The organism is Embleya sp. NPDC059213, from assembly GCF_042754445.1.
Lineage (GTDB): Bacteria > Actinomycetota > Actinomycetes > Streptomycetales > Streptomycetaceae > Embleya.
In genome coordinates, this window is sequence record NZ_JBHZAV010000001.1 from 52,497 (window position 1) to 74,269 (window position 21,773).

17 protein-coding genes and 3 pseudogenes are annotated in these 21,773 nt (G+C 71.2%); 12 read left to right on the top strand and 8 right to left on the bottom strand.

Annotated features, from left to right (window positions below; all coding sequences use genetic code 11):
- Nucleotides 1-27 precede the first annotated feature (27 nt).
- From ACFXMF_RS00240 to ACFXMF_RS00255, 4 genes are all read right to left on the bottom strand, one after another.
- Nucleotides 28-1,128, bottom strand: a complete 1,101-nt coding sequence (locus ACFXMF_RS00240) for a Fe(3+)-siderophore ABC transporter permease (RefSeq protein WP_379989026.1) — start codon at nucleotides 1,126-1,128, stop codon at nucleotides 28-30.
- 137 nt (nucleotides 1,129-1,265) lie between these two features.
- Nucleotides 1,266-2,186, bottom strand: a complete 921-nt coding sequence (locus tag ACFXMF_RS00245) for a siderophore-interacting protein (RefSeq protein WP_379989012.1) — start codon at nucleotides 2,184-2,186, stop codon at nucleotides 1,266-1,268.
- A gap of 7 nt (nucleotides 2,187-2,193) precedes the next feature.
- Nucleotides 2,194-3,222 (bottom strand): ABC transporter substrate-binding protein, encoded by a 1,029-nt coding sequence (locus ACFXMF_RS00250; RefSeq protein WP_379989011.1) that lies wholly within the window; start codon nucleotides 3,220-3,222, stop codon nucleotides 2,194-2,196.
- A complete protein-coding gene (locus ACFXMF_RS00255; RefSeq protein ID WP_379989009.1) occupies nucleotides 3,219-4,274 on the bottom strand; it encodes an ABC transporter substrate-binding protein in 1,056 nt (351 codons plus the stop codon). The genes ACFXMF_RS00250 and ACFXMF_RS00255 overlap by 4 nt, the downstream gene beginning before the upstream one ends.
- Before the next feature lie 278 nt (nucleotides 4,275-4,552).
- Here ACFXMF_RS00255 and ACFXMF_RS00260 point away from each other — a divergent pair, with 278 nt between their 5' ends.
- Both ACFXMF_RS00260 and ACFXMF_RS00265 read left to right on the top strand, forming a co-directional pair.
- Entirely contained in the window at nucleotides 4,553-6,253 is a 1,701-nt protein-coding gene (locus tag ACFXMF_RS00260; protein ID WP_379989008.1) for an ABC transporter transmembrane domain-containing protein, read from the top strand.
- Nucleotides 6,250-8,142 (top strand): ABC transporter ATP-binding protein, encoded by a 1,893-nt coding sequence (locus ACFXMF_RS00265; RefSeq protein WP_380017640.1) that lies wholly within the window; start codon nucleotides 6,250-6,252, stop codon nucleotides 8,140-8,142. Before ACFXMF_RS00260 ends, ACFXMF_RS00265 begins: the two co-directional genes overlap by 4 nt.
- On the opposite strand, the gene ACFXMF_RS00270 is transcribed toward ACFXMF_RS00265, so the two are convergent.
- The 3 genes from ACFXMF_RS00270 to ACFXMF_RS00280 all read right to left on the bottom strand — a co-directional run bounded on the left by ACFXMF_RS00270 (nucleotide 8,067) and on the right by ACFXMF_RS00280 (nucleotide 10,993).
- Complete coding sequence (locus ACFXMF_RS00270) at nucleotides 8,067-8,912, bottom strand: helix-turn-helix domain-containing protein (protein WP_379988429.1); 846 nt, start codon at nucleotides 8,910-8,912, stop codon at nucleotides 8,067-8,069. The genes ACFXMF_RS00265 and ACFXMF_RS00270 overlap by 76 nt on opposite strands.
- A 240-nt stretch (nucleotides 8,913-9,152) precedes the next feature.
- Nucleotides 9,153-9,704, bottom strand: coding sequence for an RICIN domain-containing protein (locus ACFXMF_RS00275; protein WP_379988428.1), 552 nt, complete (start codon nucleotides 9,702-9,704; stop codon nucleotides 9,153-9,155).
- A gap of 551 nt (nucleotides 9,705-10,255) precedes the next feature.
- Entirely contained in the window at nucleotides 10,256-10,993 is a 738-nt protein-coding gene (locus ACFXMF_RS00280) for a nitroreductase (protein ID WP_379988426.1), read from the bottom strand.
- Between the two features lie 521 nt (nucleotides 10,994-11,514).
- Here ACFXMF_RS00280 and ACFXMF_RS00285 point away from each other — a divergent pair.
- Nucleotides 11,515-11,934 carry a hypothetical protein gene (locus ACFXMF_RS00285; protein ID WP_379988425.1) on the top strand — a complete coding sequence of 140 codons (420 nt, stop codon included), beginning with the start codon at nucleotides 11,515-11,517 and terminating at the stop codon, nucleotides 11,932-11,934.
- 58 nt (nucleotides 11,935-11,992) lie between these two features.
- Here ACFXMF_RS00285 and ACFXMF_RS00290 read toward each other — a convergent pair.
- Nucleotides 11,993-12,226, bottom strand: a pseudogene (locus tag ACFXMF_RS00290) (peptidylprolyl isomerase); the annotation flags it as partial.
- A 639-nt stretch (nucleotides 12,227-12,865) separates the two neighbouring features.
- On the opposite strand from ACFXMF_RS00290, the pseudogene ACFXMF_RS00295 reads away from it, so the two are divergent.
- The 9 genes and pseudogenes from ACFXMF_RS00295 (at nucleotide 12,866) to ACFXMF_RS00335 (ending at nucleotide 21,699) form a co-directional block, all read left to right on the top strand.
- Nucleotides 12,866-14,409 (top strand): annotated as a pseudogene (locus ACFXMF_RS00295) (M28 family metallopeptidase).
- Nucleotides 14,410-14,483: 74 nt separating this feature from the next.
- Nucleotides 14,484-15,566 (top strand): hydrogenase expression protein HypE, encoded by a 1,083-nt coding sequence (locus ACFXMF_RS00300; RefSeq protein WP_379988424.1) that lies wholly within the window; start codon nucleotides 14,484-14,486, stop codon nucleotides 15,564-15,566.
- A gap of 82 nt (nucleotides 15,567-15,648) precedes the next feature.
- The gene (locus tag ACFXMF_RS00305) at nucleotides 15,649-17,436 is read left to right on the top strand and encodes a nickel-dependent hydrogenase large subunit (RefSeq protein WP_360305774.1); all 1,788 of its coding nucleotides are present in this window, start codon (nucleotides 15,649-15,651) and stop codon (nucleotides 17,434-17,436) included.
- Entirely contained in the window at nucleotides 17,433-17,954 is a 522-nt protein-coding gene (locus ACFXMF_RS00310; protein ID WP_379988423.1) for a hypothetical protein, read from the top strand. The genes ACFXMF_RS00305 and ACFXMF_RS00310 overlap by 4 nt, the downstream gene beginning before the upstream one ends.
- Nucleotides 17,951-18,565 (top strand): annotated as a pseudogene (locus ACFXMF_RS00315) (DUF5947 family protein); the annotation flags it as partial. The gene ACFXMF_RS00310 and the pseudogene ACFXMF_RS00315, both read left to right, overlap by 4 nt.
- A 140-nt stretch (nucleotides 18,566-18,705) precedes the next feature.
- Complete coding sequence (locus ACFXMF_RS00320; protein ID WP_360305770.1) at nucleotides 18,706-19,395, top strand: DUF6084 family protein; 690 nt, start codon at nucleotides 18,706-18,708, stop codon at nucleotides 19,393-19,395.
- Nucleotides 19,392-20,924 carry a hypothetical protein gene (locus ACFXMF_RS00325; RefSeq protein WP_379988422.1) on the top strand — a complete coding sequence of 511 codons (1,533 nt, stop codon included), beginning with the start codon at nucleotides 19,392-19,394 and terminating at the stop codon, nucleotides 20,922-20,924. Before ACFXMF_RS00320 ends, ACFXMF_RS00325 begins: the two co-directional genes overlap by 4 nt.
- A complete protein-coding gene (locus tag ACFXMF_RS00330; RefSeq protein ID WP_360305766.1) occupies nucleotides 20,921-21,613 on the top strand; it encodes a hydrogenase maturation protease in 693 nt (230 codons plus the stop codon). Before ACFXMF_RS00325 ends, ACFXMF_RS00330 begins: the two co-directional genes overlap by 4 nt.
- Nucleotides 21,598-21,699, top strand: a complete 102-nt coding sequence (locus ACFXMF_RS00335; RefSeq protein ID WP_379988420.1) for a DUF6893 family small protein — start codon at nucleotides 21,598-21,600, stop codon at nucleotides 21,697-21,699. The genes ACFXMF_RS00330 and ACFXMF_RS00335 overlap by 16 nt, the downstream gene beginning before the upstream one ends.
- Nucleotides 21,700-21,773 lie beyond the last annotated feature (74 nt).

Genomic DNA, 21,773 nt, shown 5'->3' on the forward strand with positions numbered 1-21,773 from the left:
GCGAAGCCGGCGACGAATTCGACGACTTCACAGTCCGCTCACCTTCTGTCGACGCACCAGGGCGATGAGCACGGGGACGCCGACGAACGCCGTCACGATGCCGACCTGGAGTTCGCCCGGGCTCACCACCAGGCGGCCCAGGACGTCGGCGACCAACAACAGGGTCGGCGACAGGACCAGGGTGTAGGCCAGGATCCAGCGCTGATCGGGGCCGGTGATCCAGCGCGCCACGTGCGGCACCATCAGGCCCACGAAGCCGATGGGTCCGGCGACCGCGGTCGCGCCGCCACACAGCAGGGTGATCGCGATCACCGACAACACGCGGGTACGGGTGATGTTCACCCCGAGCGCGCGGGCGGTGTCGCCGCCCAGGGCGACCGCGTTGAGCGCGCGGGCCACGCTCGCCGCCACCACGAGTCCGACCAGCAGGAAGGGGGCGACCTGTTCGATGGTGTCCCACTGTCGTCCGCCGATGGAGCCCGCCGACCAGAAGCGCATGCGGTCGAACGTGCTCGGATCCAGCAGCGTGATCCCGGAGCTGATCCCGCCCAGTACCGCGCCCAGCGCCACGCCCGCCAGGGTCAGCCGCACCGGGGTGGCGCCGCCGCGACCGCGCGAGCCGATCGTGTACACCGCGACGGTGGTCGCGATCGCGCCCAGGAACGCGAACCAGATGTAGCCGCGCAGGTCGGTGATGTCGAACACGGCGATCGCCAGGACCGCCGCGAAGCCGGCACCGGCGTTGACACCGAGGATGCCGGGGTCGGCGAGCGGATTGCGGCCGACCGCCTGGATCACCGCGCCGGCGACGCCCAGCGCGGTGCCGACGAGCACCCCCAGCAGGGTGCGAGGCAGCCGCAGGTCACGGACGATCACGTGGTCGTTGGAGCCGTCGTAGTGGAACAGCGCGTCCCACACGGTCGGGAGCGGGATGTTCTTCGACCCGATCGCGACGCTCATCAGGATCACGAGTACGAGTGCGGCGGTGGCCACGATCAGCCACAGGCCGCGGCGCACGGGCGAGCCCGCCACGGGCCCGCGCTCCGCTCCGGCGCGCGTGGGCGCGGCCGGCGCCGCCGAGGCCGTAGCGGTATCCCGGCCCGCCGAAGCCGCCTCGCCCGGGGCCATGTCCCGGACCGGTTCGACGGGTTCGACCGGTCCGACGGGTTCAACGGGTCCGACCGGTCCGACCGGCTCGGCGGCGTCGACCGTCTCGACCGGCCCGCCGGACCCCGCGGGCGCGATCCGCGCGCCCCGTGGTGCGTTCACAGCCCGACACCCTCCAACGTGGCCTCGACCTCGTCGAGAATGTTCTCGATCTCCTCCTCGGGCTGCTCCTCGTGCACGGCGTCGAAGGCCGTCTCCAAGCGCCGCTTCACCTCGGGGTCGAGGCCGGCGTACCGCTCGTCCCACTCCTCCGCGTTGTGCGTCCAGTAGCCGATCACCTTGTACATCCGGGCGGGCAGCCCCAGTTCGTGCCGCACGTGGCGGCGGATCTCGCGCAGTGCACGGGTCTCGCCCGCGGCCCACACGTAGCCGGGGCCCTCGGGCAGCGTCATCGCGCGCAGCGCCTGGGCCAGCCGACTGGGTGCGGCGCCGTTGCCGCTGCCGTGCAGCCATACGTACTCGACGTCGGCGGCGCTGTCGAAAACCTGCTCGTGGCCGGCGTCCGCGACCTCGACGATCACCCGGGCCCGCGTTCGGGCCGGGAGTTGTTCGACGAGTCGGCCCAGTGCGGGCAGGCCGGCGGCGTCGCAGGCGAGGATCTGCCAGACGGTCTCGGCCGGCGGGGCGTACAGGCCGCGCGGTGTGCCGATGCCCACGTGGTCCCCCGGCCGGGCGGCGAGTGCCCACGCACTTGCCACACCCCCGTCGTGGACGACGAAGTCGATGGTGACCTCGCCGCGTTCCGCGTCGAAGCGCCGCACCGTGTAGCGCCGGGTCTGCGCGTACCGGTCGGCCTCGTCGGCGCCGGGCCCGGCCTCCCCGCGACTCCCGCCCGGGTTCACGTCCGGCAGTGCCGGTTCGCCGGTGTCGGGGAACGGGAAGTGCAGGCGCAGGTATTCGTCGCCGACGCCGGTGCTCTCGAAGGCGCGCAGTCCCTCGCCGCCGAACACGATCCGGATCATGCCGGGCGTGAGGTGGGTGTGTTCCAGCACCGTTCCCCGGTACAGCGGGTCGTTCATCACGTGGTCACCCCAACACCTTCGCGGCGGATACGAGTTCGTCGAGCAGGGCCGTCGCGGTCAGGACGAGGCCGGCGGTGGTGTCGTAGTTCAGCGGTACGACCCGCCCGGCCCGCACGGCGGGCAGCCGCTGCCACGTCTTGGCCTGCGTCGCCGGCGCGTCGGGGTCCTTCCAGATGATCAGGTCCGCCGGGGCGAAGACGTCGATCTGCTCGGGACCGTAGAAGTCGTTGAACGGCTTGTTCGGGTCGCGGTCGGGCTGATGGAACATCACGTCCATGCCCAGCTCCAGTGCGACGCTCAGGTAGAAGCTGCGCCTTTGCACCCAGAAGTTGGTGTCGTCGGCCCCGCCGATGAGCACCTTGCGGCCCGCCAACAGGGGACCGACCTCGGCGCGGGCTCGGGCCAGGCGCGCGTCGTAGTCGGCGAGCAGTCGGCGGGCGAGGTCGCCGCGCCCGAGCAGGGTCAACTGCTCCTGGCTGTAGCGGCGCCAGAACGGGCTGAAGCCGCCGCTGACCACGAGCACGGGGGCGATGTCCTGGGTCAACAGCTTCTTGTCCTGGTAGAACTTCCACCAGTCGGCGCCGACCACCAGCAGATCCGGCCGCTGCGCCAGGATCGCCTCGGCGTTGGGCTCGCGGACATTGCCCTGCAACACCTGGAAGTTCGCGGGCAGCCGGTCGGAGAGGTGGTTGCGGCCGTCGATGCGGTAGCCGCCGATCATCGGGTATCCGGCCATGGCGGCGAACTCGACACCGGTGCGCGGATCCAGCACGACCACGCGCCCCGGATCGGCCGGGATACGCGTGCTGCGGCCCTCGTAGGAGAAGTCGAGGGTGGTCGCGGCCGGTGGCGCGTCCTTCGTCTCCTCGGTGCCGCCGCACGCGGCGAGCAGTGCGCTCAGCGACAACGTCCCGGCGCCCAGCGCGAATCGACGTCGGGTCGACTCGCCGGTGACGCGTGTCCGTCGCGTGTCGCTCGCCCCGGGGCGGGCGGGCGTCGGGCGAGTGGGGGTCGCGGTGACGGTCGCGCTCATGCGTACAGATCCGCGGCGCGGGCGAGCACGTCGAGGAAGCCGGTGGCGGTCAGCACCAGCCCGGCGTTGTAGCGGCCGTCCATGGTCACGACCTTGCGGTTCGCGACCGCCGGTATGCGCTGCCAGGTGGGTTGCGCGTCGAGTGCGGCGGCCTCGGCCGGCTCGACCGCCTGGCGGATGATCACGTCGGCGGCGGCCAGGCGGTCGAACCGCTCCAGGGACAGCTCGAAGCTGTTGTTCTCGTCGGCCGCGTTCCAGAACATCGGTTCCAACCCGACCTCGCGCGCCACCGACATGGTGATCGAGCGGGTCCACACCGAGAACGCGCCGCCGGCGACGACGCCGAACACGATCCTGCGGCCGCCGAGCCGGTCGGTCAGCCGTGGTCGCAGTCGGGCGAGTTTCTCGTCGTAGGCCGCGACGTGGGTGCGCGCCTGTTCACCGCGCCCGAGCAGGGTCAACTGCTCGGTGCTCGCCCGCCGCCAGTCCACCGGGTCCTCGGACACGCCCAGGATCGGCGCCATCTGCTCCAGCCGCTTGTTGCCGTACCAGTCCACCTCGTAGCCGTATTGCGGCATCACGATCAGGTCGGGGTCCAGTCGCAGGATCTGTTCGTAGTCGACCTGAAGACCGTCGCCGAGGCCGACGGTGGCGATGTCGGGCACCGTGATGCCTTGGAACTGCGAGCCCACGCGGGCGCCGGGCATCCACGCGTTGCCCGAACCGATCACCGGGTAGCCCGCGAGCAGGGCGAGTTCGAGGTCCATGCGGCCCTGGATGGTGACCACCCGTCGGGGCGTGCGGGGCAACACGCGGTCGGCGCCGCCGTAGGTGTAGCGGATCGTGTCGCCGGCCGTGCCGGTCGGCTCGGCGGCGCCCTCGGTGGTGCCGCCGCACGCGGCGAGCAGCCCCGCCAGGGTCAGCGCGCCCGCCCCGAAGCCGAACCGACGCCGGGTCGGTTCATGGGTGACGCGCGCCCGTTCCGGGTCGCCGACGAGGGCGTCGGGCGGTCGGGGCGGGGTGCGGCGCAGCGCGGGTGCGGTCGTTGGCATCGGCGTCTCCGGAGGACAGGAACCACAGGGAAGGTTAGGTAAGCCTTGCCTATGAATACGCGAGGTGATCTCATCCCGCAACACCCGATGTCGGGCACACGCCAAACCTTGTCGTGAATCGGACACCGAACGCCGCGCCGGCCGATTCGAGCCAAGGTCCGTCCGATTCACGCGCAACCGGCACGGCCCCATCACTACCGTCGGCTCCCATGCCCGCACCCACCGTCTCGCCGAAACCCCCTGCCCACTCACCCCCGCCCGGCCCTCTCGGTACGCCCGTGACCTCACGCGCCGTGTTGCGGTACGCGCTCACCGGCGATCGACGGGGCCGATACCTGGTCGGCGCCTCCGTGGGCCTGACCGGGCATCAGGTGGCCGAGGCGGCCGTCCCGGTCGTCGTCGGTGTGGTGATCGACCAAGCGGTGGCCACCGGCGACGCGGCCGCGCTCGGGCACGGGCTGAGCGTGCTGGCCGTGGTGTTCGTCGGCCTGCTGTGCTCGTGGCGCTTCGCCGCCCGCGCCGCCGCCCGCGTCACCGAGTACGGCGCCCACGACGTGCGAATGGCCGTCGCCCGCCGGGCACTGGACCCGCACGGCACGACACCGCGACGGATGCCCGGCGAACTCGTGGCGCTCGCCACCTCCGACGCGCAGACGGTGGCCCGGTTCACCCACACCCTCAGCAGCAAACTCGCGGCGGCCGCGGCCATCGTCACGGCCGCGGTCGCGCTCCTGGTGATCTCCGTCCCGCTGGGCCTGCTCGTCCTGCTCGGCACGCCACCGGTACTGATCGCGATGCAATACCTGAGCCGCCCGCTGGAACGGCGCAGCGAACACGACCACGAACTCGCCGCCCGCGCCGGTGCCATCGCCACCGACCTGCTCACCGGACTGCGCGTCCTGGACGGCATCGGCGCCCGCTCCGAGGCCGCCCGCCGCTACCGCCGCGACAGTCGCGCCGCACTCGCCGCGACGCTGCGCACCGAACGCGCCCAGGCCTGGTACACCGCCGCCAACACCCTGCTCACCGGCGGTCTTCTGGCGCTGATCGCCCTGGTGGGCGCGCACCTGGCGGCGCGCGGCCGGATCACCGTGGGCGAGTTGGTGACCGTCGTGGGTCTTGCCCAGTTCCTCCAGGGCCCCCTGGTGGACGTCGCCTACTTCGCCTCCGGCCTGGGCCGCGCCCGCGCCTCGGCACGCCGGGTCGTGGCCCTGCTCACGACGGACCCGGCGGTGGGCCCGGGCACCCGCACCCCCGCGGGCACCGACACCGGCCGGCCGGCCGGCCACGTCCGCGCGGACCGGCTGAGCGTCGGCGGCCTGATCGACGTCGGCTTCGCCGTCGAGCCCGGCGAGTTCGTCGGCATCATCACCGACGACGCCGTACACGCCAAAGCGCTGGTCGACGTCCTCGCCCGGCGCCGCGACCCCGACGCCGGCACCCTGCACCTGGACGGCATACCCGTGCCCGAACTCGACCCCGACGACCTACGCCGAACAGTGGTCGCCCCACCCCACGACGCCGCCCTGTTCGCGGGCACCATCGCCGACAATGTCGGGGCATCGGGGCGGGCCCGGCCACAGGCGGTCCGAGCCGCACTCGCCGCGGCCTGCGTGGACCAGGACATCGCGGCCCTGCCCGCCGGCCTCGACACCACCCTCACCGAACAGGGCCTGTCCCTGTCCGGCGGCCAACGCCAACGCCTTGCCCTCGCCCGCGCGTTGGCCACCCGCGCCCCGATCCTGGTCCTGCACGACCCCACCACCTCGGTCGACACCGTCACCGAGGCCCGGATCGCCGCCGGCCTGCGTGCCGACCGGGTCGGCCGCACCACGATCCTGGTCACCACCAGCCCGACCCTGCTCGCCGTATGCGACCGGGTGATCGTGCTCGCGGCCGACGCCACCCGCGGCACCACCGGTACCCACGCCCGACTGGCCGCCGTCTCGCCCGCCTACCGCAAGCTGGTACTCGCATGACCCGGCACGCCGACCCGACACCCGAACCACCCCTGCTCCCCGTCGCCGACACCGCACAGACCCGATCCGCCGCCCGACAACTGCTGCGCCCGCACGGCCGCCGGGCCCTGGCCGCGGTCACCCTGCTCACCGCCTCCACCGCGATCGGCCTGGCCGGCCCGCTCGTCCTGGGCCGCATGGTCGACGCCGTCGACCGGCACGGGCCCGACGCCGGATCGCACGTCACGGTTCTGGCCGGCCTGCTCGCGGCCATCGCCCTCGCCCAGGCCGTGTCGGGCGCGATCAGCCACTACCTGGTCGTCGGGGTCGGCGAGAGCATGGTGGCCGACCTGCGCGAGGACGTCCTGGGCCGGGCGCTCGACCTACCCATCGACGACATCGAGCGCACCGGCCGCGGCGACCTGGTCGCCCGCGTCGGCGGCGACGTACGCGTGGTCGCGGACGCCGCCGCCGAAACCGTCCCGGTGTTCACCACGGCGCTGTCGACCATCGTGCTGACCCTGATCGGCATGGGCACCCTCGATTGGCGCTTCGCCCTAGCCGCCCTGGTGGCCGCGCCGATCCAGATCGGCGCGCTGCGCTGGTACCTGCGCCGATCCGCACCGGTGTACCGAGCCGAGCGGATCGCCGAGGGACAACGCGCCCAGCGCCTCCTGGACGCCCTCGGCGCCGTGGACACCGTCACCGCGCTGCGACTGGGCCCGGCCCACCTGGACGCCGTCGCCGACCGCTCCCACGCCTCGATCCACCTGAGCCTGACCGCGACCCGGCTGCGCACGCGCTTCTTCGGCCGACTCAACGCCGCCGAACTCGTCGGGCTCGCGTCGGTACTCGCCGTCGGATTCCAGTTGGTCCGCTCGGGCACGGTCTCGATCGGCGAGGCGACCGCCGCCGCACTGTTCTTCCACCGCCTCTTCGACCCCGTCGGCTCCCTGCTCGCCGTCTTCGACCAACTCCAGGAAGCCGCCGCGGGCCTGGCCCGACTGGTCGGAGTCACCCTTCTCCCGCGCGCCGAAGAACCCACCCACCCGCCGACGCCGCACGACGCGTCCGTACACGTGCAGCACGTCTCGTTCGCCTACCCCGACGGTCCCGACGTGCTCACCGGGCTCGACCTGTGGATCGCACCGGGCGAGCGGGTCGCCTTGGTGGGCACGACCGGCGCGGGCAAGTCGACCGCCGCCACGCTCATCGCCGGCGTCCGCACACCCACCGCCGGCACGATCCGGCTCGGCACGGTGGCGCTCACCGATCTGGGCCGCACCGCCGGCCGCCGGCAGATCGCGATCGTCACCCAGGAGGTCCACGTCTTCGCCGGCACCCTCGCCGACGACCTGCGGCTGGCCCGACCGGACGCGGACGACGCGACGATCGCACGCGTCCTCGCAGCGGTCGGCGCCGACGGGTGGGTCGGCGCGCTGCCCGAAGGCCCCGACACCCGCATCGGCGCCGGCGGACACACCCCGACCGCCACTCAGGCGCAGCAACTCGCGCTCGCCCGGGTCCTGCTCCTGGATCCGCCGATCGTGGTCCTGGACGAGGCGACCGCGGACGCGGGCAGTGCCGGCGCCCGCACCCTGGAGGCCGCCGCGTCGGCGGTGCTCGACGGGCGCACCGCGATCGTGGTCGCCCATCGCCTCCGGCAGGCCGCGACCGCGGACCGGGTGATCGTCCTGGATCACGGACGGATCGTCGAACAGGGACGGCACGACGACCTGGTGGCGGCGGGCGGGCGCTACGCGGGGCTGTGGCAGGTTTGGTCGGCGCCCGCACAGGGCCGAGCGCCCGCTGCGGGTCGGGTGTCGGAGACGCTTCAGGCACCCGCGGCGGATCGTACGCCGACCGGCCCATGCTCGACGTCCTCGTCGCAGACGAGCCCGAAACAGTGACCGGGTGTGCGACCGGTGACCCGGCGAAAAACCGCCACGAACGCACTGGGACTGTCGTATCCGACCCGACGGGCCACCACCGAAACCGGCAAACCGGCGGCCAGATACGTCAACGCCGCGCGCACCCGCGCCTGGATCCGCCACTGCACGAAGCCCATCCCGGTGTCCGCGGTGAACACCCGGGTCAACGTACGCCCACTGCACCCCGACCAGCGCGCGAACTCGTCCAGCCCACGCGGATCCGCCGGCCGGGCCACCAATGCCCGGGCCACGGCCAACGCACGCGGATCACGCGGCATCGGCACATCCACCGCAGCCACCTCCAACGGCTGGAGCATGTCGAAAACCACCCGCTCCGCTCGCGAGCGCGCGGCGAACGGCATGTCGTAGCGCCGCATGTGCAACAACACCTCGCGCAGCGCCCCGTACATCGGCACCAGACCGGGCAGGTCGCACGCCCACGCGGGGGCGAAGACCTCGGTCCTGAAGTACGTCGCGTAGAAGTCGGTGCCGGGCCCGGTCGTCACCTCGTGCGCCGCGCCGGCGGGCAACCACAACCCCACGGTGGGCGGCACCACCCACGACACCCCCTCGACCACCGCGGTGACCGACCCCACGACGCCCCACAACAACTCGTGGTCGAGGTGGCGATGCGACTCCCACGTATGCCCGCCCGGACGCGCCTCCCGCCCCAAACGTGACGTGGTGAGGGCATACGGCGGCTCCACCTCGCGCGTCGGGCCGCCGCCCGACCTCGTGACCTGCTGCACGGACCGCACTATACCGGCGACGACTTAGGGTTCCCTAACCTCTCCGGGGCGACCTCGCCGCAGGTGCGCCATCGAACGTCCCCCGGTGTTCGTTCCACGAAGTAGGACTTCGCGGTTGGCGGTTGGCGGTACGGGCGCGAAGACCTCCGTGCGTGGTGTGGAGCCTGGACACCTCCACCACACCGGAGGTCTTCGCCACGATCAGGACCCGACCGTCGACAACGCTCGCGGTCGATACACCTAGCCGAGGGTGAAGCGCTGAATGGGGTCACCCTGGCAGCGCGACTGAACTATCACGGCACCGTTACTGGGGTCCCGGTTCGCCACCGTCAGACACTTGTCCGCAAAGGTCTTGATCTCATACTTCCCGGCGTCGACCGGGACGAGGGTGAAGCGCTGAATGCGGTCGCCTTGGCAGCGCGACTGGACTATCGCGGCACCGTTGCCGGGGTCCCGGTTCGCCACCGTCAGACACTTGTCCGCAAAGGTCTTGATCTCGAATATCCCACCCCCGATCGGGACGAGGGTGAAGTGCTGAGTGGGGTCGCCCTCGCACCGATACTGCACGATTCGGGCGCCGTCGCTGGGATCCCGGTTCGCCACCATCAGGCACTTGTCCGCAAACGTGGTGATTTCACCGACGGCGGCGGCATCGGCTTGTGCTGGGCGCGGAGTGCCGGAAGGCGCCGCGGTGGCCTGGGATAAGGACGTGAGGGGAGTCAGGACCACGGCAACCGCAGCCGAGATCACCGTCGAGCGTCGCAATAGGGTGGATTTGAACCTGGCGTTCACGTGCGCTCCTTGTCTCCGATGGCACGGCATATACCGCAAGGGCATCGCCGAGTACAACAGCAAGCAGGCGCATAATCGGCATTCTTCGAGGGTGATTCTTATCAATCACTCGGAAGCGCCAATTAAGCATGCACATACGTACCCGGCCATGCGTTGAATCACCCCTGTATAAACGCGAGGCATTCGCCGCGACGCGGTGGCCGATTATGGCGGCCCGGCGGCCGGCCCCCGGGAGGCCGGCCCGACGTCGGACGGCCAAGACGGCGGTCCGGTTCGGTGGATTTCCTCCCGCCGGGGCGGTGTGTACGACCGGGGCACTTCGGCGTCGCCATCCAAAGGGCGGCCTTGGCAGCCCTGGACAAACCGTGCGACGGCCGGACGCCTGCGGTGTCGGCGATCCGTCGCTGCTTCGAAGTCTCGACCCAACTCGGCGGCGGTCCGCCGTCACGACCGCGTGCGACGTACCTCCGGGCTTGGCAGGCCGACGGACCGGAGGGCATCCCGCGTACGATCCGGCAACAACGGGTCGATCGGATTCCCCCGGCCGCCGGTCAGCCCCCACGAACTCCCACCACATCCCATCCATCGGACGCGGCCTGGTCGTGGAACGTCGTAGTCGCCGCCAGTTCCACGCGTCCGGCGCTGACCCGGTTCACCGGTGCGGCACCGTCGGCGTAGCCGAACGAGACCCCGACCAGCAGTTTCCCCTCGCTGACGCCGAGTTCGCCGCGCACGGTATCGGCGTAGAAGCTCAGCAGCCCCTGCGGACAGCTGTCCACGCCGTACGCGGCCATCGCCGGCAGCAGCGTCTGCATGTAGGCGCCGACATCCGCGGCCGGCCGCGCGTCGGCACGGCCCGAGGAGACGAAGAGGAACGCGACGTGCGGTGCGCCGTAGAACCGCAGGCTCTCGGCGTCGTAGGCCACCCGGGCCGCGGTGTCGTCACGGCCGATACCCAGCGCGCCGTAGAGCTCGGCACCGAAGGCGGCACGCCGTTCCTGCTGCACCGGCGCGTACATGTCGTCGCGATACGGGAAGTCGGCGGAGGTACGGCGTGCGGCGTGGGCCGCCTGCAGAGCGTCCGCCAGACGGTCGCGCAGCGCACCGCTGATCACCTCCACCCGCCACGGCTGCGTATTGGAGTTGGACGGCGCAGCGCCGGCCAGCGAAAAGATCGCACGCATCGTCTCCGGGGCCACGGCGTCGGGCCGGAACGCACGCACGGCTCGTCGGCCGCGGATCAGCCGCTCCGCGTAACCACTCAGCTCGGTATGACCGGACCGACCCATGAAGTACTCCTCACCCACACAAAGGTAAACGTAAACGTTTACTTGGATGGATGCAACTCTACCCACCCGCCACACCGGAAGTAAACGCCGCCGTATACTCGCCCCATGAATGCGGCACCGGAGACGGAAGCGGACGTACCCGCGCAGCCGGCGCAACGGCCGGGGCGAGGCGCACGGGAACGCGTCCTGGCCGCCGCCACTCGGCTGTTCGCGGACCAGGGGATCACCACGACCGGCAATGAGACAACACTCGCTCAGGCCAGTTATCCGAGGTCGCCCAACACCAAGGTGGCCTCCGATGCCGGCCGCTCGTTCCGTCCTCTCCCCCGGCGGTTCTTCGCCATTCCCGAGTCACGACGGCCCATCGCGGACTATCGTGCCCGGCACCAGGAACACGGGGGTGGCGGATGGAGCCGGTCGACGATGCTCGAAGGCGAGAGCACGAGGTCGAACAGATCAAGTTCGCGGAAGAGCGGGAGCACCTCAGGCTCCGGGGCATCGACTCGCGCCGGGGAGTTCGGATGACTCCCGAGCTCGCCACCTTCGTGGCCGACGTGGCCGGGCGGCTGCCCACACGGAAGCTCGTATCACTGTTCCTGCACGTCGACACCCGCGAGGAGAAAGCCGGCCTGTTCGGCCGCAAGAAGCAGTTGGTGCGGGTCTTCGAGGCGGTCGGCCAGGCCTGGGAACTGGCGACGATCGCGCCGGAGACCGGCAACAAGGAACACAGTCTCGTGCTGTCCCCGGACGGGCGTCTGTTCGAGGCAAGCAGGGTCGACGCGGCGTTTCACCGCGGCATCCCCAAGAACGGCGGGTTGGCGTTGGTTCCGACGAGCGAGGACGTCATCGCCCTGACCCCGGACCTGCAATCACTGCTCTTGGCCCACCTGGACTCACGAACCACCACGCAAACACACGACCCCGCCCGTCCCCCCGGTTAGGTTCCTCGGACGAAGCAGGCACACCGGGCACCATCGGCGGGCACGACGCCGAGCGACACCCCGACCCATTGCCGAGAACCGGGATCGTCACCACGTCGATGACCCGGTGGAACACCGTCCCGTCGTACAGCAGTTCATTGCCCGGCTACCCGATGTTCGGGTCGGCCCATCGGCGTTCGCCCGTCGCCGACTCCACGAAGTCCTTCACCGTCTTCGGCGCGTGGTTCGGCAGCAACCGAATCACGATGTCGCCCCGGTTGCTCTTCGACGTCGCGTACAGCTCTTCCGCCATGAAGATCCTTCGGTAGCCGTCCCGCACTTCCCCCGGACGTGAATACGACGCTCCGGATCGGGCAATGCCGTCCGGCAACCGAGGCCGGTCCGGTCACGGAGCCGGCATGGCCTGCTCCAGCGGCACGCAAGCGATACCTTCGCGGTTGGGGACGCTCACCGGATGAAACGGGCGTCGCGGCTGTCTGTTCGAGCATCGGCGACATCCCAAGATGCCCCGAAGACATCGCCAACCTGCCCCCGGAGCGGCCGCGTTCGCTGCCCGCGCCGGTACGGGACGCCTTCCCCGACGGAATGACGAACGGGCTGCACGCGGTCGCGATCGGCGCCGCGGTGGTCGCGCCGCACAGGCTCCGGTGTCCTCGCCGTCCTCTCCCCCGGTGGTGTTCGGCAGCGGCGTGATCCGAGGCCACGATGTGCGTGCGGCGGCGCGCGCGGGTCGGTACACGGCACCCGGTCGCAGCCCCGGAGCACCCGAGGCGGGCCCGTTTCCCGGAATTTGCCGGTTCGGCCGGGTCCCTTCGCCCGGCACGGACGCCTGTGTGAGTGTTTCGCTTGCTCGAGCACGACCCCGTCCTGCTCGGTCGTCTGCGGCCCTCACGAGGTGCCCACGACAGCAGGTCGGTGGCGTGGTCGAGGTCTGCCTTCCACCAAAGGAGCCTCGATGAATCGAACATTGACCACCGCCGGGACCGTCCTCGCCTTACTCGTCGGCCTAACCCTCGGCTCGGCGACCCAGTCGTCCGCGGCCGAACCACCCGCGCCGCCCGGCTCCCAGGCGCAGGCCGTCACCGGGCCCGGCAACCGGAGCCTGGCGCCGCCCGACATCAACGTGGCGAACGTCCAGGCGCACCTGACCCAGCTCAACCGCATCGCGTCGCAGAACGGCGGCAACCGCCGTGCGGGCAGCGCCGGTTACACCGCGTCCGTGGCCTACGTGAAGAGCAAGCTCCAGGCCGCCGGCTTCACCGTGTCCGAGCAGGTCTGCACCTCCTGCCGATACCGCTCCAACAACCTGATCGCCGACTGGCCCGGCGGCCCCGCCAACCAGGTCGTCATGTTCGGCGCCCACCTCGACAGCGTCTCCGCCGGACCCGGCATCAACGACAACGGCTCCGGCTCCGCCACCCTCCTGGAGAACGCCCTCGCGCTCGCCCAGGCCAACCCGACCCTCACCAAGCACGTGCGCTTCGGCTGGTGGGCCGGCGAGGAACAGGGCCTCCAGGGCTCGCAGTACTACGTCAGCCAACTCACCTCGGCGCAGCGCTCCTCGATCAAGGGCTACTACAACTTCGACATGGTCGGCTCACGCAACGCGGGCTACTTCATCAACAACATCAACTCGGCCACCGCCGCGCCCCTCAAGGCGTACTGGGACACGCTGAACCTGCGTCCCGAGGAGAACGTCGAGGGCCAAGGCCGCTCCGACGACTACTCCTTCCAGCGAGCCGGCATCCCCACCTCCGGCTACGCCGCGGGCGCCAGCGCCATCAAGAGCTCGGCGCAGGCGACCAAGTGGGGCGGCACGGCCGGCGCCTCCTACGACTCGTGCTACCACTCCGCGTGTGACACCACGAGCAACATCGACGCCACGGTGCTCAATCGCAACGCCGACGGCGTGGCGTACGCAATCTGGAAGACCGCAGTCGCCTGACCACGCCCGCCACCCAGCCCTTGACCATCGCCGGTACCGGCCTGCTCCATCCGGCCGGTACCGGCGATCGCCACCCCCCGCGGCCTCGTTCCCCAAGGACGAAAGAGTTATATACCCGGCTGGAACCGGCAATACCGAGCGCGCGCCGGGAGCATGACGGCGCCCCGCGTCGAGCAGCGCCGCGTCGCCCATCTCACGCGCGAGGCCGGACTCGTCCGGCGGACACCCCGGACGAGGGCACCGCCCCACCCTGTGGGCCACGGCTCGCCACGGCGACCCCACCCCCGCCGACGCCCGACCCGCGCCCGAGCCGCACCCAAGCCGTGTCCCGACCGGCGACCATCCCCTCGCCCGTCCCCGTGCCCGATCGTCCGAGCCACCCCCGAGAGACGCAGCCTCCACCCCCGTCTCGCCCATCCGGTTCGGCACGACACGCACCCTCCCGCGCCGCCGTCGAGCCCTCCGCGCCCCGCCCACCCGATTACACCCTCCGGACGCGCAACACCCCCCGGACGGGCGAAACGTTCTGAACATCCCGCCACCTGCTGATATGAAGATCACAAGTCCGTTTTGTCGGACTCATGACCTTCGAGGAGGCGTCCTCATGAGCGCCACGTCCGCGAGTTCCACCCAGACCACCCCGACCCCGGCCGATCCGGATCCGTCCCTGATCCACATTCTGTGGATCAACGCCGGCTTGAGCTGCGACGGCGACTCCGTCGCGCTGACCGCCGCGATGCAACCGAGCATCGAGGAGATCGTCACCGGAACCCTGCCCGGGCTGCCCGCGATCGCGGTCCACTGGCCGCTGATCGACTTCGAGTGTGGTCCCGTGCAGGGCGCGGACACCTTCATCGAATGGTTCTTCAAGGCCGAACGCGGCGAGCTCGACCCGTTCGTCCTGGTCGTCGAGGGCTCCATCCCCAACGAGTCGATCAAGGCCGAGGGCTACTGGAGCGGCTTCGGCGACGACCCGGAGACCGGTCAACCCATCACCACCAGCGAATGGCTCGACCGCCTCGCGCCCAAGGCGACCGGCATCGTGGCCATCGGCACCTGCGCGACCTACGGCGGCATCCACGCCATGGCCGGCAATCCGACCGGCGCGATGGGCGTTCCGGACTATCTCGGCTGGGACTGGAAGTCCAAGGCGGGCCTGCCCATCGTGTGCGTGCCCGGGTGCCCGATCCAGCCCGACAACTTCTCCGAGACGCTCACCTATCTGCTCTACCAGCTCGCCGGCTCCGCGCCGATGATCCCGCTCGACGACAAGCTGCGCCCAGCCTGGCTGTTCGGCGCGACCGTGCACGAGGGCTGTGACCGGGCGGGCTACTACGAGCAGGGCCAGTTCGCCAAGACCTACGACTCCCCCAAATGCCTGGTGAAACTCGGCTGCTGGGGCCCCGTGGTCAAGTGCAACGTGCCCAAGCGCGGCTGGATGAACGGCATCGGCGGCTGCCCCAACGTCGGCGGCATCTGTATCGCGTGCACCATGCCCGGCTTCCCGGACAAGTTCATGCCCTTCATGGACGAACCCCCCGGCGGCAAGGTCTCCAGCACCGCGAGCGGCGCGTACGGCGTGCTGATCCGCAAGCTGCGCGCGATCACCGCCAAGACCGTGGACGAGGAGCCCCGCTGGCGCCGACGCGGCCCCCAGCTCACCACGGGCTACCGCGCGCCCCGCTGAACCAGCCCCGCCGATCCACCCCCGTCCGCGCGGCCGGCGTCCTGCTCGCCGACGTCTTCCCCCCAGAAGGGCCACACACACGATGACATCGACGACGACGAAGGCGGCCGGTGACGGCAGCGGCCTCACCGAGATGTCCTGGGACCCGATCACCCGGATCGTGGGCAGCCTGGGCATCCACACCAAGATCGACTTCAAGCAGAAACGCGTGGCCGAGTGCTACAGCACGTCGTCGGTCTTCCGCGGCTACAGCGTGTTCATGCGCGGCAAGGACCCGCGCGACGCGCACTTCATCACCAGCCGGATCTGCGGGATCTGCGGCGACAACCACGCGACCTGTTCGGTGTACGCGCAGAACATGGCCTACGGCGTCAAGCCCCCGCATCTGGCCGAGTGGATCATCAACCTCGGCGAGGCGGCCGAGTACATGTTCGACCACAACATCTTCCAGGAGAACCTGGTCGGGGTGGACTACTGCGAGAAGATGGTCCGCGAAACCAACCCGGGCGTCCTGGAGTTGGCCGAGCGCACCGAGTCCCCGCACGCCGCCGAGCACGGCTTCCGCACGATCGCCGACATCATGCGCTCGCTCAATCCGATCGAGGGCGAGTTCTACCGCGAGGCGTTGCAGGTCAGCCGATACACGCGGGAGATGTTCTGCCTCATGGAGGGGCGCCACGTGCACCCCTCCACGCTGTATCCGGGCGGCGTCGGCACGGTCGCGTCGGTGCAGTTGTTCACCGACTACCTCTCCCGGCTGATGCGCTACGTCGAATTCATGAAGCGCGTCGTCCCGCTGCACGACGACCTGTTCGACTTCTTCTACGAGGCGCTGCCCGGCTACGAGGAGGTCGGCCGCCGCCGCGTCCTGCTCGGCTGCTGGGGCGCGCTCAACGACCCCGACCACTGCGACTTCACGTATCGCAACATGACCGACTGGGGTCGGCGCATGTACGTGAGCCCGGGCATCGTGGTGGATGGCAAGCTGATCACCAACGACCTCACCGAGATCAACCTCGGCATCCGGATCCTGCTCGGCAGTTCGTACTACAAGGACTGGGAGGGCCAGGAGCAGTTCGTCACGCACGACCCGCTCGGCAACCCCGTGGATCCGCGCCACCCGTGGAACCAGCACACCATCCCGGAACCGCAGAAGCGGGACTTCGCCGGCAACTACAGCTGGGTGATGTCGCCGCGCTGGTACGACGGCAAGGACTATCTCGCCCTCGACACCGGCGGCGGCCCGCTCGCCCGGCTGTGGTCCACCGCGCTCAACGGCCTGGTCGACACCGGCTTCGTCAAGTCCACCGGGCACAGCGTGGTGATCAACCTGCCGAAGTCGATGACCAAGCCCGAGACCACGTTCGAGTGGAAGATCCCCAAGTGGAGCAACGCCCTCGAACGCAACCGGGCCCGCACCTACTTCCAGGCGTACATGGCCGCGATGGCCGTGCACTTCGCCGAGAAGGCCCTCGACGAGGTGCGTTCGGGCAACACCAAGACGTGGGAGAAGTTCGAGGTGCCCGACCAGGCCGTCGGCGTCGGCTTCACCGAGGCGGTCCGCGGCGTGCTGTCGCACCACATGGTCATCCGGGACGGGAAGATCGCCAACTACCACCCGTATCCGCCGACGCCGTGGAACGCCAGCGTGCGGGACACTCTCGGCACCCCGGGGCCGTACGAGGACGCCGTGCAGAACACGCCGATCTTCGAGGAGAACCCTCCGGAGAACTTCAAGGGCATCGACATCATGCGCGCGGTGCGCAGCTTCGACCCGTGCCTGCCGTGCGGCGTGCACATGTATCTCGGCGAGGGCCGGACCCTGCGCGAGATGCACATGCCCACCGGCCTGAGCGGACTGGGCGGGTGAACGCCGACGAGACCGGCCTGCGGGTCGAGGAGATCCTGGCCGGCCTGGACGAGCGGGACGATCCGGCCGTCCGGGCCGCGGCCGAGGACCTGGTGCGCGCCCTGATGGACTTCTACGGCGCCGGGCTCACCCGGCTGGCGGTCCTGCTCCGGGCCGCCGGGGCCGCCGGACGCACGGTGCTGGCGGACGAACTGGTCACCGGTCTGCTCGTGTTGCACGACCTGCACCCCGACGACGTCGACACCCGGATCGCCCGGGGCCTGACCGCGGTCGCGGATCACCCGGCCGAGGTGCTCGGCTTCGACGCGACGTCCGGGACCCTGCGGCTGCGGGTGGCGGCCGAGAGCTCCGGCTGCGGCTGCGGGAGTACCGCGGGGACCGCGCGCGAGGCGATCGAGGCCGCACTCGCGTGCCACGCCCCCGAGGTCACCGCGCTCGACCTGGAGCACGTGCCCGCCGCGCCGCCCGAGCCCGCGCTGCTCCAGATCGGCTCCCGCCCGGCCGGGGTGACGCGGTGACCGCGGCGACGGGGCTGCGCCGGTTTCGCCGGGCCGCACCACCGCGGCCCGAGCGGTGCGAACTGTGCGGGCAGGAGGTCGACCCGGGACACCGGCACCTCGTCGACACCGAGGCGCGCGTCCTGGCGTGCGCGTGCCGGGGCTGCGCGATGTTGTTCGAGCAACGCGGCGCCGCGCGCGGCCGGTTCCGCGCGGTGCCCGAGCGCTACCTCGTGGATCCCGACCACAGCCTCGGCGAGGGCGCCTGGGAGAGCCTGCAGATCCCGGTCGGCACCGCGTTCTTCTTCCGCAACGCGGCCCTGGACCGGTTCGTCGCGTTCTACCCGAGCCCGGCCGGCGCCACCGAGAGCGAACTCGACCCGGACATGTGGCAGGCGGTGCTCGGCGAGAGCACGCTCGCCCGGGAGTTGCGGCCCGACGTGGAGGCGCTGCTGGTGCGGCGCGCCGACGAGCGCAGCGAGTGCTTCCTGGTGCCGATCGACATCTGCTACGAACTGGTGGGCCGGATGCGCCTGCACTGGCAGGGCTTCGACGGCGGCGCCGAGGCCCGGGCCGATCTGGCGGCCTTCTTCGACGGGGTACGTGCCCGCGCACAGGTGCTCCGCGGCACCGGGCAGGGCGTCGCGCAGGAAGCACCGCATCCGGCGTCCGACACCGTTTCCCCGGAGCCTGCCCGGCCCGTGGCGGTCGCCCCTGCGTTCCCCGCTTCCCCCGCTGTTCCGGCGGGCGTCCCGGCCGAGGGGCAGCAGCCGTGACCGAGCTGAACTTCACGTGTGTCGGCGCCCGTGCCGATGCGTACGCGGCCGGTCCCACCCTGGTTCTCCGGTTGCGGATCACCGCCGAGAACGACGCCCGGGTGCACGCGCTCGCGTTGCGCTGCCAGATGCGGATCGAGCCGGCCCGGCGGCGCTACGGCGCGGCGGAGGGCGAACGGCTGGACGTGCTGTTCGGTGATCGCTCGCGGTGGGGCACCACGCTCAACCCGATCCAGTTCGCGCAGGTCTCGCTGACCGTGCCGGGGTTCACCGGCGAGACCGAGGTGGACCTGGTCGTGCCGTGCACGTATGACATGGACATCGCCTCGTCCCGCTACTTCCACGCGCTGGCCGAGGGCGAGGTGCCGTTGCTGCTGTTGTTCTCCGGTACGGCGTTCACCGGCGCCGGCGGCTTTCGGGTCGAGCCGGTGCCGTGGCACAAGGAGGCCCGGTTCGGCCTGCCGGTGGGGGTGTGGCACGACATGATCGAGCAACATTTCCCCGGCTGCGGCTGGCTCAGACTGCCGCGCGACGCGATGAACGCGTTGCTCGCGTACCGCTCCCGACACGGGTTGCCGTCCTGGGAGGCGACCGTGCGGGCGCTGCTCGACGCGGCCGAACCCCCGTCCACGGCACCCGTGTTCGGCGGTCTCAGCCGGCGGCCGACCGAGGGGGCGGCGCGATGAGCGAGGCCGTGTTCACGCCCGAGGTCGCCGCGCGGTTCGCGGCGGCTCGGCAGATCGCCGATGCCGTGCTCTTCGAGGGCTACGTGCTCTACCCGTACCGGGCGTCGGCGGCCAAGAACCGGATGCGCTGGCAGTTCGGCGTGCTGGTACCGCCGGCGTGGGGTGCCGACAGCGCCGAACACTGCGCGCAGCGCACCGAGTGCCTGATCGACCCGCGCCGGGGCTCGACGCTCTCGGTCCAGGTGCGCTTCCTGCACGCTCGACGACGCACGGTGGAACGAGTCCGCGAGGACGGCGCCTTCGAGGGGGTCGAGAAGTTGGAACTGCCGGACCGGGTGTTCGTGCCGTGGGACGAGGGCGTCGAGGAGCGCATCGAACTGGTGCTTCCCGTGGACCGGTTGGCCGGCGAAGGGGGTACGTTCGCGTTCACCAGGCCCGCGCGCGAGGAGATCGAACCGGTCGAGCTCGACGGCCGGTCGATCGGCCGCCTGGTGCACCGACGCGAGCGGGTGGACGGCGTGATCCGGGTCCGGACCGCCGAACTGCCCGGCCCGTACACCACGCTCAGGCTCACCGTCGAAGTCGAGAACACCGGCACATGGGTCCCCCCGACGCGGGCCGACCGGGAGGCCGCGCTGCCCAGTTCGCTGGTCTCCGCGCACGTGCTGCTCGGCTTGTCCGCCGGGTCGTTCCTGTCCGTGACCGATCCGCCGGAGTGGGCCAAGGTCGCCTCGCACGGGTGCCGGAACCTGCACACGTGGCCGGTCCTGGCGAGCGATCGCGACGACGTGGTCCTGTCCTCGCCGATCATCCTGGAGGACCACCCCCAGGTGGCGCCGGAAAGCCCGGGCGCGTTGTACGACGCCACCGAGATCGACGAGATCCTCGCCCTGCGCACATCGGCGCTGACCGAGCAGGAGAAGCGCGAGGCACGCGGCACCGACGCCCGAGCCGGGGCGGCCGTCGATCTCGCCGACTCGCTGCCGCCGGAGGTGTGGGAACGCCTGCACGGCACGGTACGGGCGTTGCGCGAGGTGACCGGGGGCAGGGGGCCGGAGCAGATCGGCGCGCCCTCGGCGGGCACCTTGCCGCCGGACCCGTTCGCGGTCGGCGTCCCGGTGTCGCCCGGCCTCGCGTCCGATGCTCCTTCGTCCGACCGCCTCTCGTCGGATGCCTTCTCGTCCGACCCGTTCGCGTCTCCCGCGCTGTCCGTGCCGCCGGAGACGCCGTGGTGGGATCCGGCGAGCGACGCCGGATTCGACCCGGCGACCGACCGGGTCACCGTCGAGGGTCGCTCGGTCGGCGCCGGCAGCCGGGTCCGGCTGCGGCCGGGACCTCGGCGCACCGACGCGCAGGATCTCTTCCTGCACGGACGCGACGCTCTCGTCGAGGCCGTGCTGCACGACGTCGACGGCACGGTGCACCTCGCGGTGATCGTGGACGACGATCCCGGCGCGGATCTGCGGCGGCTCCAGGGCCGGTTCCTGTACTTCCAACCGGACGAGATCAGCTTCCCGGAGGACGCGTGAACGCCCACGAGCCACCGCCGGAGGCCGGTCCGACCCCGCACGTACTGGTCGCCGGCGTCGGCAACATCTTTCTCGGCGACGACGGGTTCGGCGTGGAGACGGTCACTCGGCTCGGCGGTCACCCGCTGCCTGCCGGGGTCGAGGTGGTGGACTTCGGCGTACGCGGCGTGCACCTGGCGTACCAACTCCTGGAGGGCTACCAGACGTTGGTCCTGGTGGATGCCACCGCACGCGGAGGTGCGCCGGGCACGGTCTATCTGATCGAGGCGGCGGTCGCCGGCTCGGTGGAGCCCGGGTCCGCCCTCCTCGACGGCCATCGCATGGGACCGGACGCGGTACTGGCCCTGCTCGGCACGCTCAGCGCGGGCACCGGGGGCAGCCCACCGAACCGTGTCCTGGTGGTCGGGTGCGAACCCGCCTCGTTGGCGGAGGGCATCGGCCTCAGCCCGCCGGTGGCGGCGGCCGTCGACGAGGCGGTCGCCCTGATCCTGCGGGTGCTCGCCGAAGAGGCCCCGCCGGGCACCCGGCCGGGTCGGGCCGCCGGCGGTACCGATACGGACGCACGAATCGCCGCCGAAGCGGCCCCGAACCCGGTTGCGACGCGGCCGGACCGGCACCGACCCGACCCGCCCCACCACGACCCGCAACACCCCACCACGAGAGAGGCACCGGCGTGCGAAAGATCCTGATCGGCGCGACGCTCCTGGGCGTCGTCGTCGTTGTCGTCCCCAACCTGCCCGACATCAAGCGCTACCTGCGCATGCGCAGGATGTGAACACCCGGTCGGTGGCCGTCCGGCGAGCGGGGGCGTCGCGCTGCGGCAAATGGCTGACCTGTGGGGGCGGTGAC